This window comes from Actinomadura fibrosa (assembly GCF_900659615.1).
Classification (GTDB): domain Bacteria; phylum Actinomycetota; class Actinomycetes; order Streptosporangiales; family Streptosporangiaceae; genus Spirillospora; species Spirillospora fibrosa.
In genome coordinates, this window is record NZ_CAACUY010000196.1 from 1 (window position 1) to 17,240 (window position 17,240).

General features: G+C 71.5%; 11 protein-coding genes, 1 other RNA gene and 1 pseudogene. 10 read left to right on the top strand and 3 right to left on the bottom strand.

The features are described from left to right. The 4 genes and pseudogenes from E1300_RS50620 to E1300_RS37695 form a co-directional block, all read left to right on the top strand. A pseudogene (locus E1300_RS50620) lies at positions 1 to 473 on the top strand (hypothetical protein); the annotation flags it as partial. A gap of 193 nt (positions 474 to 666) precedes the next feature. Continuing rightward, the gene (locus E1300_RS37685) at positions 667 to 5,508 is read left to right on the top strand and encodes an NAD-glutamate dehydrogenase (protein ID WP_131761911.1); all 4,842 of its coding nucleotides are present in this window, start codon (positions 667 to 669) and stop codon (positions 5,506 to 5,508) included. Between the two features lie 449 nt (positions 5,509 to 5,957). Then, on the top strand, positions 5,958 to 6,902 hold the full coding sequence (locus E1300_RS37690; protein ID WP_242619641.1) for a DUF8094 domain-containing protein: 945 nt from the start codon (positions 5,958 to 5,960) through the stop codon (positions 6,900 to 6,902). Positions 6,903 to 7,604: 702 nt separating this feature from the next. After that, positions 7,605 to 8,420, top strand: a complete 816-nt coding sequence (locus E1300_RS37695) for a DUF8094 domain-containing protein (RefSeq protein ID WP_503104941.1) — start codon at positions 7,605 to 7,607, stop codon at positions 8,418 to 8,420. On the opposite strand, the gene prfB is transcribed toward E1300_RS37695, so the two are convergent. Continuing rightward, positions 8,417 to 9,526, bottom strand: a complete 1,110-nt coding sequence (gene prfB / locus E1300_RS37700) for a peptide chain release factor 2 (RefSeq protein WP_131761913.1) — start codon at positions 9,524 to 9,526, stop codon at positions 8,417 to 8,419. The genes E1300_RS37695 and prfB overlap by 4 nt on opposite strands. A gap of 132 nt (positions 9,527 to 9,658) precedes the next feature. On the opposite strand from prfB, the gene E1300_RS37705 reads away from it, so the two are divergent. Next, positions 9,659 to 10,714: a DUF8094 domain-containing protein gene (locus E1300_RS37705; RefSeq protein ID WP_131761914.1), complete on the top strand. Its 1,056-nt coding sequence runs from the start codon at positions 9,659 to 9,661 to the stop codon at positions 10,712 to 10,714. Between the two features lie 54 nt (positions 10,715 to 10,768). On the opposite strand, the gene E1300_RS37710 is transcribed toward E1300_RS37705, so the two are convergent. Next, positions 10,769 to 10,951 (bottom strand): hypothetical protein, encoded by a 183-nt coding sequence (locus tag E1300_RS37710; RefSeq protein WP_131761915.1) that lies wholly within the window; start codon positions 10,949 to 10,951, stop codon positions 10,769 to 10,771. 473 nt (positions 10,952 to 11,424) lie between these two features. Here E1300_RS37710 and ftsE point away from each other — a divergent pair, with 473 nt between their 5' ends. The 5 genes from ftsE (at position 11,425) to ssrA (ending at position 16,475) form a co-directional block, all read left to right on the top strand. Next, positions 11,425 to 12,114: a cell division ATP-binding protein FtsE gene (gene ftsE / locus E1300_RS37715; protein WP_067453578.1), complete on the top strand. Its 690-nt coding sequence runs from the start codon at positions 11,425 to 11,427 to the stop codon at positions 12,112 to 12,114. A 158-nt stretch (positions 12,115 to 12,272) separates the two neighbouring features. Beyond that, positions 12,273 to 13,178 (top strand): permease-like cell division protein FtsX, encoded by a 906-nt coding sequence (ftsX, locus tag E1300_RS37720; protein WP_131761916.1) that lies wholly within the window; start codon positions 12,273 to 12,275, stop codon positions 13,176 to 13,178. Between the two features lie 153 nt (positions 13,179 to 13,331). After that, positions 13,332 to 13,805: an SsrA-binding protein SmpB gene (gene smpB / locus E1300_RS37725; RefSeq protein ID WP_131761917.1), complete on the top strand. Its 474-nt coding sequence runs from the start codon at positions 13,332 to 13,334 to the stop codon at positions 13,803 to 13,805. Between the two features lie 8 nt (positions 13,806 to 13,813). Continuing rightward, positions 13,814 to 15,796: a penicillin-binding transpeptidase domain-containing protein gene (locus E1300_RS37730; RefSeq protein ID WP_242619642.1), complete on the top strand. Its 1,983-nt coding sequence runs from the start codon at positions 13,814 to 13,816 to the stop codon at positions 15,794 to 15,796. A gap of 305 nt (positions 15,797 to 16,101) precedes the next feature. Continuing rightward, positions 16,102 to 16,475: a transfer-messenger RNA gene (gene ssrA, locus E1300_RS37735) on the top strand. Between the two features lie 87 nt (positions 16,476 to 16,562). Here ssrA and E1300_RS37740 read toward each other — a convergent pair. Beyond that, positions 16,563 to 17,240: bestrophin-like domain (locus E1300_RS37740; protein ID WP_131761918.1), on the bottom strand; the 678-nt coding region annotated here is incomplete at its 5' end.

Below are 17,240 nucleotides of genomic sequence, written 5' to 3' on the forward strand. Positions count from 1 at the left end.
CGCTGCGGCGCGTCCTCGCCGCGCCGGGCCGGTCGGCCGCGCTGGCCGGTGCCGCCGCGCTGATCGTGGCGGTCGTGGTCATGTCCACCGTGCTCGCGCTCAGCTCCGGCGACAAGGGCAAGGCGGGGCAGAAGGTCAGCGACCCGAGCGAGCCGCCCGCGTCCAGCGAGGTCGTGTCCCGGGCGCCGCGGCCGGTGAGCAGCCGCTCCGCCGAGCCGGCCGAGGAGTCGTCCGGGTACCCGTCGGCGTCGCCGAGCCTGTCGCCGTCCGCCAGCCCGACCGACTCCGGCAGCCCGACCCCCAGCTCGTCGGCCTCGACGCGGCCGACGCCGCCCGCGTCCAGCACCCCCGACCCCGGGCCGACGACCACCAAGCCGACCGATCCGGGAACCGACCCCGGCAACCCGCCCGGCGGCGAGGGCGGCAGCGAGACCGGCACGGGCTCGGACACCGGCACGGCCGCCCAGAACTGAGCCCCGGCCCCCTCGGGGCGCGCCCGCGCGGACTTCGGGGTTCGAGCGGCGGGACGGCCGGACGTGCTGGCAGGGTGGTGGGGGCCACGTTCCCCCGCGGGTCACCAGGTCGGTTTTGCGGGGTTTCCTGGCTACGCTGGCGCAGTGAGCGGCGCCACAACGAGGTGGCGAATGGTCTCTAGGGGAGTTGTTGATGGGCGGCAAGCTCGACCAAGCGAAGGACGATGTGCTCCGGAGGGCCGCGGAGACATGCGCCCAGCGTCCGGGGGCACGGGGAGGTGACGTGGAGGAGGCCCTCGCCTACCTCCGCCTCTACTACCGCCACGTGGCCCCGGAGGACCTCCTCACCCGGGACCCGGCCGACATCTGCGGGCCCGCGATGGCCCACCGGCTGCTCGGCGAGGAGCGCCCGCAGGGCCGCGCGAAGGTGCGCGTGTTCACGCCGTCCCTGGAGGAGTACGGCTGGGACCCCGGCCACACCGTCGTGCAGGTCGTCACCGACGACATGCCGTTCCTCGTCGACTCGGTGACGATGGAGCTGAACCGGCACCAGCTGGCCACCCATCTGATCGTCCACCCGCTGCTCGGCGTGGACCGCGACGTCGCGGGCCACCTGCGGGCGTTCCGCGGCAAGCTCGACAGCGACACCGACACCGACGAGTCCTGGATCCACATCGAGGTGGACCGGACGAGCGACCGGCCGCGGCTCGACCGCCTGGAGAAGGACCTGCTGCGCGTCCTGCACGACGTGCGTGTCGCGGTCGAGGACGAGCCGAAGATGCGCGCGCGGGCCGGCGAGATCGCGGGCATGATCCGCGACGACCCGCCGCCGCTGGCCGAGAAGGAGCGCGCCGAGGGCGTCGAGCTGCTGGACTGGCTGGCCGACGGGCACTTCACCTTCCTCGGGTACCGCGACTACACGCTCACCGACGACGGCACCGCGCTCCGCCCCGAGCCCGGCACGGGGCTCGGCATCCTGCGCAACGACAAGCGCGAGTCCGACAGCTTCGCCGCGCTGCCGCCCGAGGTCCGCGAGAAGGCCACCGAGAAGCGCCTGCTCGTCCTCACCAAGGCGAACTCGCGCTCGACCGTCCACCGGCCGCTCTACCTCGACTACATCGGGGTGAAGAAGTTCGACGCGTCCGGCGAGGTCGTCGGCGAGCGCCGCTTCCTCGGGCTGTTCTCCCACGTCGCCTACAGCGAGTCGATCTCGCACGTGCCCGTCCTCAAGCGCAAGCTGGACGAGGTGCTGGAGATGGCCGGGTTCACGCCCGACAGCTACGACGGCCAGGACCTCGTCGAGATCCTGGAGAGCTACCCGCGCGACGAGCTGTTCCAGATCTCCGTCGAGGACCTGCTGCCCATCTCGCTCGGCGTGCTGCGGCTGCGCGAGCGCCGCCAGCTCAAGCTGTTCCTGCGCAAGGACCTGTACGGCCGGTTCATGTCCTGCATGGTGTACCTGCCGCGCGACCGGTACACCACCAAGATCCGGCTCCGCATCCAGGAGATCCTGCGGCTGGCGTTCGCGGGCGTCAGCGTCGACTACAGCGCCAACGTCACCGAGTCGATGCTCGCCCGGCTGCACGTCGTCGTGCGCGGTGAGCGCGGCCGGCCGCTGCCCGACGTGGACGCGGACGAGCTGGAGGCGCGGCTCGCCGCCGCCACCCGCTCCTGGGCCGACGACCTCGCCGACGCGATCGTCGAGCAGTGCGGCGAGGAACGTTCCGGGACGCTCACCCGCAAGTTCGGCGACGCCTTCCCCGAGGGGTACAAGGCCGACTTCCCGGCCCGCACCGCCGTCGCCGACCTCCGCCGGCTGGACGACCTGAGCGGCGACGCCGACACCTCGATCAACCTGTACGAGCCGTACGGCGCGCAGCCCGGCGAGCGCCGCCTCAAGATCTACCGGCTGGGCGAGCCGATCTCGCTGTCGCGGGTGCTGCCGCTGCTGCAGAACATGGGCGTCGAGGTCGTCGACGAGCGGCCCTACGAGATCAACACCGGCGAGGGCCGGCGGTTCTGGATCTACGACCTCGGGCTCCGCTACGTCCCGCCCGCCGACGTCCCGGAGGAGGCCATCAAGGGCCTGTTCCAGGACGCGTTCACCGCGCTGTGGCGCGGCGACATCGAGAACGACGGCTTCAACGCGCTCGTCCTGCACGTCGGCCTCAACTGGCGGCAGGCGATGATCCTGCGCGCCTACGCCCTGTACCAGCGGCAGATCGGCACCACGTTCTCCAAGCGCTACGTCGAGCAGGTGCTGCTGCGCAACGCGCCGATCACCCGGCTGCTCGTCCGGCTGTGGGAGAGCCGCCTCGACCCGTCGCTCGCGGGCGGCGAGTCCGAGCGCAGCCTCGGCATCACCGAGGAGCTGGCCGGCAAGCTGGACGAGGTCGCGAGCCTCGACGAGGACCGCATCCTCCGCGGCTACCTGGAGATGATCCAGGCGACCCTGCGCACCAACCACTACCAGCACAAGCCGTACCTGGCGCTGAAGTTCGACCCCGCCCGCATCCAGGACCTGCCGCAGCCGCGCCCCACCTACGAGATCTTCGTGTACTCGCCGGCGGTCGAGGGCGTCCACCTGCGGTTCGGATCGGTCGCCCGCGGCGGCCTGCGCTGGTCCGACCGGCGCGAGGACTTCCGCACCGAGATCCTCGGCCTGGTCAAGGCGCAGGCGGTGAAGAACACCGTCATCGTCCCCGCGGGCGCCAAGGGCGGCTTCGTCGGCAAGCAGCTCCCGGATCCCGCCGTGGACCGCGAGGCGTTCATGCAGGCCGGGATCGCCTGCTACAAGGACTTCATCTCCGGCCTGCTCGACGTCACCGACAACCTCGTGGACGGCAAGGTCGTCCCGCCGCCGAACGTCGTCCGCCACGACGGCGACGACACCTACCTCGTCGTCGCCGCCGACAAGGGCACCGCGACGTTCTCCGACATCGCCAACGGCGTCGCCGCCGAGTACGGCTTCTGGCTCGGCGACGCGTTCGCGTCCGGCGGCTCGGTCGGCTACGACCACAAGGCCATGGGCATCACCGCCCGCGGCGCCTGGGAGTCGGTCAAGTACCACTTCCGCTCCCTCGGCAAGGACGTCCAGAACGAGGACTTCACCGTCGTCGGCATCGGCGACATGTCCGGCGACGTGTTCGGCAACGGGATGCTGCTGTCCGAGCACATCAAGCTCGTCGCCGCGTTCGACCACCGGCACGTCTTCATCGACCCGGACCCGGACCCGGCGGCCTCCTTCGCCGAGCGGCGCCGCGTCTTCGAGCTGCCGCGCAGCTCCTGGGCCGACTACGACGCCTCGCTGATCTCCAAGGGCGGCGGCGTCTTCCCCCGCACCGCCAAGTCGATCAAGGTGAGCCCGCAGGCGCGTGCGGCGCTCGGCATCGCCGACGGCGTCACCGCGCTGACCCCCTACGAGCTGATCCGCGCCGCGCTGAAGGCGCCGGTCGACCTGCTCTGGAACGGCGGCATCGGCACCTACGTCAAGTCCGCCGCCGAGAACAACGCCGACGTCGGCGACAAGGCCAACGACCCCGTCCGGGTGGACGGCGCCGAGCTGCGCTGCAAGGTCATCGGCGAGGGCGGCAACCTCGGCCTCACCCAGCTCGGCCGGATCGAGTTCGCCCGGAGCGGCGGCCTCGTCAACACCGACTTCATCGACAACTCCGCGGGCGTCGACACCTCCGACCACGAGGTGAACATCAAGATCCTGCTGGACCAGGCCGTCCGGGACGGGGAGCTGACCCGCAAGCAGCGCGACACCCTGCTGTACGAGATGACCGACGAGGTCGGGCGGCTCGTCCTGCGCGACAACTACGCGCAGAACGTCGTGCTCGCCGCGTCCCGCGCGCAGGCCCCCGCGATGCTGCACGTCCACACCCGCTACCTGCGCAAGCTGGAGCGGGACGGGCGGCTCAAGCGGCGCCTGGAGTTCCTCCCCGACGACAAGGCCCTCGTCGAGCGGCGGCAGTCCGGGCTCGGCCTCACCAGCCCCGAGTTCTCCGTCCTGCTGGCCTACGCCAAGCTCGCGCTGGACCACGACCTCGTCGCCTCCGACCTCGCCGACGACCCCTACCTGGAGTCGTGGCTGGTCCGGTACTTCCCGACCCCGCTGCGCGAGCGGTTCAAGCCGTACATGGACCGGCACCCCCTGCGCCGCGAGATCATCACCACCGCGGTGGTGAACGACCTGGTCAACAACAGCGGCACCACGTTCGTGTTCCGGATGAACGAGGAGACCGGCGCGTCCGCCCCCGACATCGCCCGCGCCTACCTCGTCGCCCGCGAGGTCTTCGAGATGCCGCGGTTCCGCCGGTCGGTGGAGGGGCTCGCCCACCAGGTCGGCGAGTCCACCCAGATCGCGATGCTGCTGGAGGCGCGGAAGCTGACCGAGCGCGGCGCCCGCTGGCTGCTGCACAACCGGCGGCCCCCGTTCGACATCCGCGAGACGATCGACTTCTTCGCGGGCGGCGCCGCCGCGCTCAGCGCCCAGCTCCCGAAGGTGCTGGTCGGCCTCGACCTGTCGGCCTTCGAGCAGCGCCGGGACGGCTTCGCCGACCGCGGCGTCCCGGACGAGCTGGCCGAGCAGTGCGCGATGCTCGTCACCGCGTTCTCCACCTTCGACCTGGTCGGCATCGCCCGCGACACCGGGCGGCCGGTGGAGGAGGTCGCCGAGGTGTACTTCGACCTCGCCGACCGGCTCCAGCTCGCCCGGCTCCGCGAGCGCATCATCGCGCTGCCCCGCGACGACCGGTGGCGCTCCATGGCCCGCTCCGCGCTCCGCGACGACCTGTACGCGGCGCACGCCGCGCTGACCAGGGACGTCCTCGTCACCAGCGAGCCGGGCGGGCGGCCCGAGGAGCGCATGGTCCGCTGGGCGGAGAAGAACCGCACCGCGGTGTCGCGCGCCCAGCAGACCCTCAGCGAGATCTGGGAGAGCGACAGCTTCGACCTGGCGACGCTGTCGGTGGCCCTCGGCGCCATCCGCACCCTCGTCACGGCGAGCGCGCTGCCGTCCAGGGAGGCTTGACCGTCCGTTACCGGTAGATCCCGGGTGCTTCAGGTGTGATGCGCCGCCCGTCCCGCTATGCCGGGACGGGCGGCGCACCGGTTTCCCGGGACTTTCGCCATTCACAGAGTGACTGCATGGTCACGCTGCGATGATTCCCCGTGGATCGGATCGTCTCCACGGGGGGCTCCATGCCCGCACGCACCAGCACCGCGACCACAACCGGCACCACCGAAGGAACCGCTGCCACCAGCGGACGGCATGGGCTCCGCACACCGGCCACGCCCCACGGACGCCGCACACCGAGCGCGCTTCGGGCGCGCCGCACACCGAACGCGCTTCGGGCGCGCCGCACGCCGAGCGCGCTTTGGGGGCGCCGCTCGCCGACCGCGCTCTGGGGGCGCCGCACGCCGAGCGCCTCTTGGGGAGGCCGCGCGCTAGGTGCGCCGTCCCGGCCCCTGGCCGCCACCGTGCTCGCTGCGGTGCTCGCCGCGGTGACGGCCGCCGCCGCAGGCTGCGCGGGCGGGTCGTCCGCGAGCGCCGACCCGCCCGCGCTCACCAAGGCGCGGGCGCAGCAGGTCCTGGCGTCGTTCGCCGCGGGCGCCAACCAGGCCGGCCCGCGCCTCGACCGCAAGAAGCTGCCACGCATCGAAGCAAACCCGCAGCTCAAGATGGACGTCGCGTCCTTCAAGCTCCGCCGCGCCATCGGGCAGCGGCCCGACCCCGTGGCGTTCACCCGGCCCGCGTTCTACATCCCGCGCCTGCACGGGTACCCGCACTGGTTCGCCGCCGACGCCGTCACCGGGACGGGCGACCGCGCGGTCCGGCACGCGCTCCTGTTCACGCAGACCAAGCCCGGTGCGCCGTGGCTGCTCGCCGCCGACCCCTACCCGCAGGACGCCGCGCTCAGCCGGATCGCCCTCGACTCCGACGGCTACGCCACCGCCGTCGACCCCGGCGCGAAAGGCCTCGCGATCACGCCCGCCCGGCTGCCCGCCGCCCACGCCGCGCTGCTGACCCGCGGCCCCGGCGCGCCCGGCGCGTCCACGCTCGCGGAAGGCCCCCGGACGCACCGCGCGTACCGGGCGCTGCGGCAGGGTGAAAGCACCCTCGCCAAGCAGGGCGTCACGCTGTCGTCGCGGTTCTCCACCACGTCCTACGCGATCCACGCGCTGCGCACCCGCGGCGGTGGCGCGCTCGTCTGGTACGTCCTCAAGCAGAACGAGGCGTACTCCGCGTCCCAGCGGGGGAGGCTGGCTGTGAGCGGTGACCTCGTCGGGCTCGCCCCGGCCACGGCCGCCAAGAACCGCATGGACACCATCGTCCTCGTGCAGTACCTGGCCACCGTTCCACCCAAAGGCCGCGCCACGGTCACCGGCATGTACCGCAAGGCCGTAGTCGCGCGCGGCTCCTGATCTCCGTCGGGTGCCGGTGCGTGTCCGCTCTTCTGACCGCTGCAGCGGATCCGCGCCGGCCCCGACGGACTGTGTTTAATTCACTCACGGCCCAAGGCCTCGCCTAGCGGCTCAGCCTTGACCGCTCCTGGGCGGGCGCTGCATCGCTTCGCGCTGTGTTTATTCACTCACGGCCCAGCCGCTCGCCTGGCGGCTCGCGTCTGACCGTTCCTGGGCGGGCGCTGCATCGCTTCGCGATCTCCGCGGTGAGGCTCGCCTCCGGCTTCGCCTCACCGCTCCGTTAACGCGCCCGCGTGCGTGGCCGGGCTTTGCGCGGACGTTGTGTGTGGTCGGGTTTTGCGTGTCCGTGTGGGTGGTCGGGCTTTGCGTGTCCGCGTGCGTGGCCGGGCATCGCGCGCCCGCGTGTGTGGCCCGGCCTCGCGTTCGTGTGGGTGGTCGGGTTTTGCGTGTCCGTGTGCGTGGCTGGGTTTTGCGTGTTCGTGTGGGTGACCTGGTCGTCCTTGTCCGTGCGTGAGGGCGGGTTCCGCGGGTGGACGGGGGGAGGTCGTTCTAGACTGCTGCGCGGTATTCGTCTGAGATCTCCGCTTTGTCGAGGTACGTGTGCGCCGTGCGCCCCGGGTCGTCCTGGCCGTGCTGTTGGCTGCGGTCGCCGGGGCGTGCACGAACCATGGCGCGGACGGGGGTGGGCGGGCCGGGGGTGGGGTGGGTGGTGCGCCCGCTGTCACGGTGGACGAGTCGCGGGAGGTCCTGCGCGACTGGACGGACCGGCACGACCGCGCCGTCACGTCCGGTGACCGGAAGCTGTGGCGCGACACCGTCACCGGGGGGCTGGAGGGGCCCGTCACCGCGCGGGTCCACACCTACGGGAGGCTGCCGAAGTCCGCGACGATCTCGCTGGTCAACCCGGTTCTGTACGTCCCGCGCCGGTCCGCCTACCCGCGGTGGTTCGCGGTCGCCGCGCTGGAGCGCTCCGGCGGCAAGGACCAGCAGGTCCTCGGCGTGTTCGTCCGGACGGGCGCGAAGGACCCGTGGCGGGCGGCGCACTGGCTCACGTTCCAGGGGCGGCCGCCCGAGCTCGCCTACGACGCCGAGGGTTACGCGATCCCCGCGCCCGATCGTGGCCTACCCGCCGCGCATGCCGCCTACCTCGCGTCCGGGGACGACGGCGGTGTCATCCCGGACGCGTTCACGGTGAGCGCGCGGAGGCCGGACACGGGCGACTGGAAGGCCGGGCCGGGGAAGGTCGCGGCGGGGCCGGGCGCGGCGTACGCCCTGCGTACCAAGGACGGCGGGTCGCTCGTCCTCTACGGGCTGCGGCAGGACCAGACGCTCACCGGGGGCAAGGAGGCGACCCTGCCGGGCGAGGTGAATGCCTACCTCGCCAAGGACGGGAAGGAACCGGACGGCGCCGTGCGGGCGTCGTGGCAGTGGCTGGTCATCGGGTACGCCCCGGTCACCGGGAAGGCGCGCGTGCTGGGCGAGTCGGTGTCGCTCGCCTCGGCCGGGGCGGGCGGCTAGGCGGTCTCCTGCTGGCGCATCCAGCGGATCTCGGCCTCGATGAACTCGTCGATGTCGCCGTCCAGCACCGCGGTCGGGTTGCCGACCTCCACGCCGGTGCGCAGGTCCTTGACGATCTGGTACGGGTGCAGGACGTAGTTGCGGATCTGCGTGCCCCAGCTGCTCGTGCCCTCGCCGCGCAGGGCGGACATCTTCTCCGCCTCCTCCTGCCGCTTGCGCTCCAGCAGCTTGGCCTGGAGCACGTTCATCGCCGTGGCCTTGTTCTGGAGCTGGCTGCGCTCGTTCTGGCAGGAGACGACGATGCCCGTCGGGATGTGGGTGATCCGCACCGCCGAGTCGGTGGTGTTGACGCCCTGGCCGCCGGGGCCGGACGACCGGTACACGTCGACGCGCAGCTCGCTCTCGTCGATGTCGACGTGGTCGCTCTGCTCCACGACCGGCACGACGTCGAGGCCCGCGAAGGACGTCTGCCGGCGGCCCTGGTTGTCGAACGGGGAGATGCGGACGAGCCGGTGCGTGCCGTGCTCGCCGCGGAGCGTCCCGTAGGCGTAGGGGGCCTTCACCGTGAACGTGGTGGACTTGATCCCGGCCTCTTCGGCGTAGGAGGTGTCGTAGACCTCCGTCGGGTAGCCGTGGCGCTCGGCCCAGCGCAGGTACATCCGCTGGAGCTGCTCGGCCCAGTCGGCGGCGTCCACTCCGCCGGCCTGCGCGTTGATGGTGACCAGCGCCTCGCGGGCGTCGTACTCGCCCGACATCAGCGTGCGGACCTCGAGCTGCTGGACGGCCTTGTGCAGTGCCGCCAGCTCCTCGTCGGCCTCCGCGCGCGTGTCGGCGTCGTCCATCTCCTGGGCCATCTCGTACAGCGTGGCGACGTCGTCGTGGCGCTGCCGCAGGCCCTCGATCCGGCCGAGCTCGGCCTCCAGGTACGACAGGCGGCGCGTCACCGACTGGGCGCGCTCCTGGTCGTTCCACAGGTCAGGGTCGGCCGACTGCTCGCGCAGCTCGGCGATGTCGCGCCGCATGCCGTCGAGGTCCAGCACCTGCTCGATGCCGGTGAGGGTCGAGCCGAGCTCCTTGAGCTGCTCTTCGGGTTCGATACCTGCCACGTACCCGAGCTTATCGCCGTCCCGGCAGTGCCCGAGCGTCCGGCGGCGCCCGGCGGATGGCAGAATCACGGGCCGAGGAGTCCGATCGTCCGCGGTCGGCGTCGTTGTTCTCATCGGCCGGGGGACGGGGCAGTGCAGAGGATCTGTCGGGCGGTCGCGGCCCTCGCGCTGCTCGTGCCGCCGCTCGCGGCCGCCGCGTGCGCGGACGACAAGCCGGAGGCGCGGCCCACCGACCTGCCGACGACCGCGCCGCCGCAGCCGGTGCCGCTGACCCCGGACGTCGCCCGGAGGGCCTTCGCGACGTACGTCACCGACGACGACGTGGCCCGCGCGGCGGGCGACGAGCGGCTCGCGCTGACCTGGACGTCCGACGGGCAGTCGCTGCTCACGGCCGCGGAGTTCCGCAAGGCCGCCTTCGACGGCGACCCGGTGCGCCGGTTCGCCTACGGCGCGCCGAAGCTGTACGTGCCGAGGATGAAGGCCGACCAGTACCCGCAGTGGTTCGTCGCGTCGGTGCCGCGCTCGGTGCAGGGGCGGGCGAAGAGCGGGCGCACCGCGCTGATGGCGTTCATGCTGCGCGGGCCGTCCGACCGCTGGCGGCTCACCCTGACGACCCTCCTGCAGCCGAAGGCCAAGGAGCCGAAGGTCGTCGTCGACGCGGAGGGGTACGCGACGGCGCTCGACACCGGCGACAGGTCCGTGCTGATCCCGCCGAAGGACGTCGGGGGCATCCAGGCGACCATCGCGGCCGAGGGGGGCGGCAGCGTCGCCGCGAAGGTGATGCGGGCCGGGCCCGTCACGACCGGCTACTACCAGCAGGGCAGGAAGGCCAAGAAGAAGGCCAAGGACAAGGACCTCACCCTCCAGATCGTGTACACGGCGACGCCCTACCCGTACTTCGCGCTGCGCACCGACCACGGCGGGGGGCTCGTCCTCTACGCGCTGTTCCGGAGCACCTCGCTCGTCGCGAAGGACCCGGCGACGCCCAAGCCGGAGATCCCGCCCGAGATCGAGCACCTGCTGGACGGGACGGTCGAGGGCAACGAGATCGACACGACGGCGACGCTGCATTTCGCGGCGTACGACCCGCCGAAGGCGAAGAAGGGCCGGACGCAGCAGAAGGCCGTCCCGATCGCGGACGACGGCGCGATCTCCAAGGCCGCGACCCCGCCGCTCAAGAAGCCCTGAGCCCCCGCCGCCCACCAGGCCCCTGAGCGGCCCCGGTCCACCGCCGAGGGCGCCTCAGTAGACGCGCTGGAGGACGAGCGCGACGAACAGCAGCGCGACCAGCGCCGCGAGGACGAGGGCGGGCGGGACGGAGGGGCCGTGGCGGTGGAGCTCCGAGCGGGCCGCGCGGCAGGTGGCGCAGCGTCCCTCGACCACCGGGTTCGAGCATCGGGCGCAGATCAGATGTTCGCAGCTCATGTCAGTGGCCCCAATCTCCGTGAACGGCACGTGGGTCCGTGCGGGGGTGAGAACGTCGATCGCCGACCTATTAGGTATCTTTCGCCATCATCCAGCCTAGCTGGACTGTATGGTCGTTCCGGCAAGTCCGGGAGCTCGACGGCACGAAACGGCCGGACCTCGGGAGACGGCGACATGGCACAGTTCGGACGGTACGGCGCGGCGGGGTCCGGCCCCGCGGTCCGTGCGCCCCGTGCCGTCCCTCCGCCGGCCTTCCCGTCCGGTGACGACACGCCGTCCGGCGCGGCGGGTCCCGGCCATTCCTCCCCTGCGGAGCGGGACGAGGTAGTTGACTGTCCCCTCTACACTGCTCGGAGGCTCCGCGGTCAGCCCGGCCGCGAAGCCCGGCGGCACAGGCCGGCGACGACGGATCCGTCCGGAGTCCCGGGCCGGGCCGCTCCCCAACCCCTAGACTGAACCGCCGTGATGCAGCCGTGATCCATTTCGACAACGTCACCAAGGTCTACCCGAGCCAGAACCGGCCCGCCCTCCAGCACGTGAACGTCGCCATCGAGAAGGGCGAGTTCCTGTTCCTGGTGGGCCCGTCCGGCTCCGGCAAGTCGACCTTCCTGCGCCTCGTCCTCAAGGAGGAGCGTCCTTCCCAGGGTCACGTGCACGTGGCGGGCAAGGACCTGAGCAGGCTGAGCAACTGGAAGGTGCCGCACCTGCGCCGCAGGATCGGCTGCGTCTTCCAGGACTTCCGGCTGCTCCCCAACAAGAACGTGTTCGAGAACGTCGCCTTCGCCCTCGAGGTGATCGGCAAGCCGCGGCGCTTCATCGGCAAGGTCGTGCCCGAGGTCATCGACCTCGTCGGCCTGGAGGGCAAGGCCCACCGGATGCCGGACGAGCTGTCCGGCGGCGAGCAGCAGCGCGTCGCCATCGCGCGGGCGTTCGTCAACCGGCCGATGATCCTGCTGGCGGACGAGCCGACGGGGAACATCGACCCCGCGACGTCCATCGGCATCATGAAGGTGCTGGACCGTATCAACCGGACCGGCACCACCGTCGTCATGGCCACCCACGACGCCGCGATCGTCGACGCGTTCCGCAAGCGCGTCGTCGAGCTGGAGGACGGCCGCGTCGTCCGCGACCAGTCCCGCGGCGTGTACGGGCAGGCCTACTGACCCCCGGGGGCGGAGCCCCGCACGGGAAACCCATCTGAACCATCGATTCCTGCCGGGGCGTACGACAGCCAGACGTACGAAAGCGCCCGCACCCGGCCCGCGCGTCCGGCGCGGGCCGACGCTACCGGCGGGACACAGGCGATCAAGGACAGCGAGGCATGCGCGCACAGTTCGTTCTCCAGGAGATCTGGATCGGTCTCCGCAGGAACATGACGATGACGATCTCCCTCGTCATCACCGTCGCCATCGCCATGGCGCTCTTCGGCACCGGCCTGCTCCTGCGCAGCCAGGTGGACTCGTCCAAGAGCTACTGGTACGACAAGATCGAGGTCTCGATCTTCCTGTGCGCCAGCACGAGCTCCAACGCGAGCTGCCAGAAGAAGGACGTCACCGAGCAGCAGCGCTCGGCGCTCAAGAGCCAGCTGGACAAGATGCCGCAGGTCGCGGACGTCCAGTACGAGAACAAGCAGCAGGCGTTCGCGCGGTTCAAGGACCGGTTCGCCGGCTCGCCCGGGTTCGTGGAGAGCACCCGCGAGGGCGACATCCCCGACTCGTTCCGGGTCAAGCTGAAGAACCCGGAGGAGTACAAGGCGGTCGCGCAGGCGATGCTCGGCCAGCCGGGCGTCGACACGGTGATCAACGAGCAGGAGATCCTGAAGAAGTTCTTCCGGATCCTGAACGGCCTCCAGTTCGCCGCGCTGCTGATCGCCCTGATCCAGGTGGTCGCCGCGGTGCTGCTGGTCGGCAACACCGTCCGGCTGTCGGCGTTCAACCGGCGCCGGGAGACCGGCATCATGCGGCTGGTCGGCGCGTCGAACACCTATATCCAGATGCCCTTCATCCTGGAGGGCGCGATCGCGGGGCTGATCGGCGGGCTGTTCGCCTCGATCCTGCTCGTGTTCAGCAAGCTGTTCCTGGTGGACCGGCTGGCGGGGGACGTCCAGCTCGTCAGCAGGCTCGGCTGGTCCCAGGTCGTCCTCGTGATCATCGTCTCGATCTGCTTCGGCGTGCTGCTGTGCGCGATCGCCTCGTTCCTCACCCTGCGCAGATACCTGCGGATCTGATCGCGCGCCCCGCCCGCGGGCGAACCGGACCCGGGACGTGACCGTCGAACAAAGCGGTTCCCCCTCGCCCGCGCGGTGATCGTAGGATCGCATGCGGACGGGAAGGGATCGGTGGCAGGAACCGATGCCGGACAAGGACCGAGGCTGATTCACGTGTCACGCGACACAGGGCGCAAGCTCATCGCCCAGAACAAACGGGCCCGCTACGACTACCACATCGACGACACCTGGGAAGCGGGCATGGTGCTCATGGGCACCGAGGTCAAGGCGCTGCGCGCCGGCCGCGCCTCGCTCGCCGACGGGTACGCCCACGTGATGGACGGCGAGGTCTGGCTGGAGCACGTCCACATCCCCGAGTACACGCAGGGGACCTGGACGAACCACGCCCCCCGGCGGCGGCGCAAGCTGCTCCTGCACCGGCGCGAGATCCAGAAGATCATCGCCAAGTCGTCCGAGCCCGGCTGGACCCTCATCCCGCTCGCGCTCTACTTCAAGGACGGCAAGGCCAAGGTCGAGATCGGCCTGGCCCGTGGTAAGAAGGCCTACGACAAGCGCCAGGCCATCGCCAAGCGGGAGGCGGACCGGGAGATGCAGAAGGCGGCGGCCGCCCGGTTCAGGAGACGGTGAAGGTGCCGATGACCAACCTGCCGATGACCCGCCGGGGACGGAGGCGGGCCCCGGCCGGCAGCCGCACGCTGCGCCGCCGGGCGATCTCGATGGCGGCCTGCGGCGGTCTCGTCGCGTCCCTGACGACCGGGTGCTGGGCGGAGCCGTCCGCGATGCCCGCCGTCCGCGACTTCCTGATCGCCTGGCAGGTCGGCAACTACCCGGCCGCGGCGAAGAAGACCATCGGCACCGACCACGAGAAGGTCAGCGACGCCCTCGGCGAGGTCCGCGCCCAGCTCGACGCCGCGTCGCTGCGGCTCGCCCTCGGCGTCCCCGGGCAGGACACCAGCACCAAGGCGATCGAGAAGAAGGGCGACGAGGCCGACGCCAGCTTCTCCGTCAAGGTCGACCTCGGCGAGAACGGCCAGCCCTGGACCTACAAGGGCTCGATGCACCTCAGGCGGGTCGGCGGCAAGTGGAAGGTCGTCTGGGCCCCCTCGATCATCAACCCGCAGCTGAAGGAGGGGCAGCGGCTCGCGGTCGTCAGCGAGACGCCCCCCCGCGCCACGATCAAGGACGTGCAGGGCCACACGCTGCTGCACAAGGTCCCGGCCTGGGACTTCGGCGTCTATCCCGGGCAGCTGAAGAACCCGCAGCGCACCCTGACCGCGCTCGCCAAGGAGACGACGATCGACGGCGGCCGGAAGCTGGACCCCGAGCGGCTGCTCGGCCGGGTCCGGTCCGCCCCGCCCCAGCGGTTCCTGCCGCTGCTCACGCTCCGGAAGGGGCAGGACAACGCCGAGGCGTACCGGCTCGCCAGGATCCCGGGCATCGGCTTCCGGAACGTCCAGGTGCCGATCGCGCCCACGGCCGCGCCCGAGCTCGTCGGCAGCCTCGGCCCCGCGACCGCCGACCGGCTCCAGCAGGTCGGCGCCCCCTACCAGCCCGGCGACACCATCGGCGTCAGCGGCATCCAGCTCATCCAGCAGCGCCGCCTGGCCGGCACCCCCACGGTGAGCGTGGTCGCGCAGGACGCCTCCGGCGCCAACACCGAGAAGCTGAGGACCTGGGAGGGGCAGCAGCCGCAGGAGGTCAGCACCACCCTCAACCCGAGGCAGCAGACGAAGGCCGACAACGCCCTCGCCGGGCTGACCGTCCCCGCCTCGCTCGTCGCGGTCCGCCCGTCCGACGGCCAGGTGGTGGCCGTCGCCAACCACGGGACGCTCGGCCGCAACCTCGCCTTCGAGGGCCGCTACCCGCCCGGGACGGCCTTCGGGATCCTCTCGGCCGAGACGCTGTTCAGCTCCGCCGGGATGACCCACTCCACGAAGACCGAATGCCCCGGCACCGTCACGGTGGGCGGCCAGACCTTCACCAGCAAGGGGCGCCCCGCCGGGTCCTTCGCCAGTAGTTTCGCCGGCGGCTGCGCGACGACGCTCGCGCAGCTCAGCGGCAAGGTCGACACGCGGACGCTGATGGCGGAGGCGGGCCGGCTCGGCATCGGCAAGAGCTGGGGGATGGGCGTCCCGGCGTTCACCGGCTCGCTTCCGACGCCCGCGAACGACGGCGAGAAGGCCGCCGCCATGGCCGGCCAGGGCAAGGTCCAGATGAGCCCGCTCGGCATGGCCCTGCTGGCCGCCGCGGCCCAGTCCGGCACCTGGCGGCCCCCGTACGTCCTCAGCGGCCTCACCAACCCCGCCGAGACGCCGCAGGCCCAGACCCTCCAGCCGGCCGCCATCAACGGCCTCAAGGGCCTGCTGAGCCGCGCGATCAAGACCGGTGCCGCCAGGGCGGCCTACGTGTACGGGGACGCCGTCGGCACCACGGCCTCCCCGACCTGGACCGAGGGCGGCCAGACCAGGACCGTCTCCTGGTTCGTCGGCTCCCGCGGCGACCTGGCCTTCGCCATCGCGATCGAGGGCCACGCCTCCGCCGCCGACGTCGCCGCCAAGTTCCTCCGCGGCACCCCCGCCAAGACCACCGGGACCACCGCGGGAGCCGCCGCCCGCTGACGGCTTGGCCGAACCTTTGCCCGCCGGACGGAACCCGGCCGGGCCTCCCGGGCGTCTTCCCTGGTGACTGGGCCACCGCTTGGGGGGTTGCGGCCCCAGTCGCCGTGATGAGACCAGAGCCTCGTCTCGGGGGAGGCTCTGCCGTCCGGACCGGCCCGACCCTGCCGGTCGGCCCCGGTGGGCGCGATCACCTCGCGCCCACCGGGGTTCACTTCGTGCCCGGGAATGACGTTGCCCGCCGACGGGTTATCCTTGTACGGTCAGCGTGCGGGCGTCCCCGGACGGCCGCTTTGACAACTCAACATGGGGGTGACCGGCTTCGACTTCGGTCGATCGAGCCAGGGGAAGCGGGTCGAGGGTTGCTGTCGTGACCTCGTAAATCCTGTGACAGCAAACCAATAACTGCCAACAAGAAGCAGTCCGAGTTCGCTCTCGCCGCCTGAGGCGAGTAGCGAACTCTGTCAGCCCGGGAGCGTCTCCGACCCGGGGTCTGGCATCGTAAGGAGACTCCACCTGCCCGCCCGGTCGCGGGGCGTGTAGGGAAAACAAACAGCGGCTGAGCCCGTCGGCGACTTGCCTGCGTGAGCGCCGGGGCTGAGAAAACGCCGAGCAGGCTGCACCCGGAGAAGCCCTGACTCATTACCGAAGGACGCGGGTTCGATTCCCGCCACCTCCACGGCACACGAAGCCGCCGGTCGGACACGTTCCGACCGGCGGCTTCGTCGTTGTACGCCCGGTTCACTCCCGCTTCACGCGGCCGTCCCGCTCAGGAGACCTGGGCGAAGCGGTCGCTGATCAGGCGGAACGCGTTCGGCGGCACGCTGATGCCGCCGCCGAACGGGTAGTTCAGGTTCCAGATCATGAACAGCGCCAGCGCGACGAACGCGCCGAGCAGGCCGACCATCGCGAGGCTGCGCGAGGTGACCCTCACCCCGGAGAGCAGCGGCAGCGACATGATCAGGACCGCGCCGACCACCAGCCCGATCCACAGGAACCCGGGCAGGCCCTGCTCGGCTTGCAGGGCGCGGAGCCGGCGCGCCTCCGACACCGCGCGCGCACTGGTCAGGGCGCTGTCGTGCATCCTCGCCATCCTGGCGTCGCGCGGCTCGATCCGCTGGAGCCGGTCACGGAGGCGGTCGAGGACCGCGGTGGCGCGCGGGCTCATCCGGCGACGGCTCATCGCCGGCCACTCCTCGTCCACCACGAGCCGGGTGTAGTCGCGGACCATGCCCTGGATCTCGTGGTGCTCGGGGTCGGGCATCCCGTGCGCGGCCCAGTAGACCTGCATCAGCTCGCTGGCCTCCTTGGTGGTGTTCTCGCGGGCGTCGTTGTACTGCTGCATCCCGGTCACCACCACGAACGCGAAGACGAACGCGAACATCGTCTTGACGACGTCGGTGACGAGGGTCCCGGCGGCCTCGTCGTCCCTCTGCCGCCACGCCTC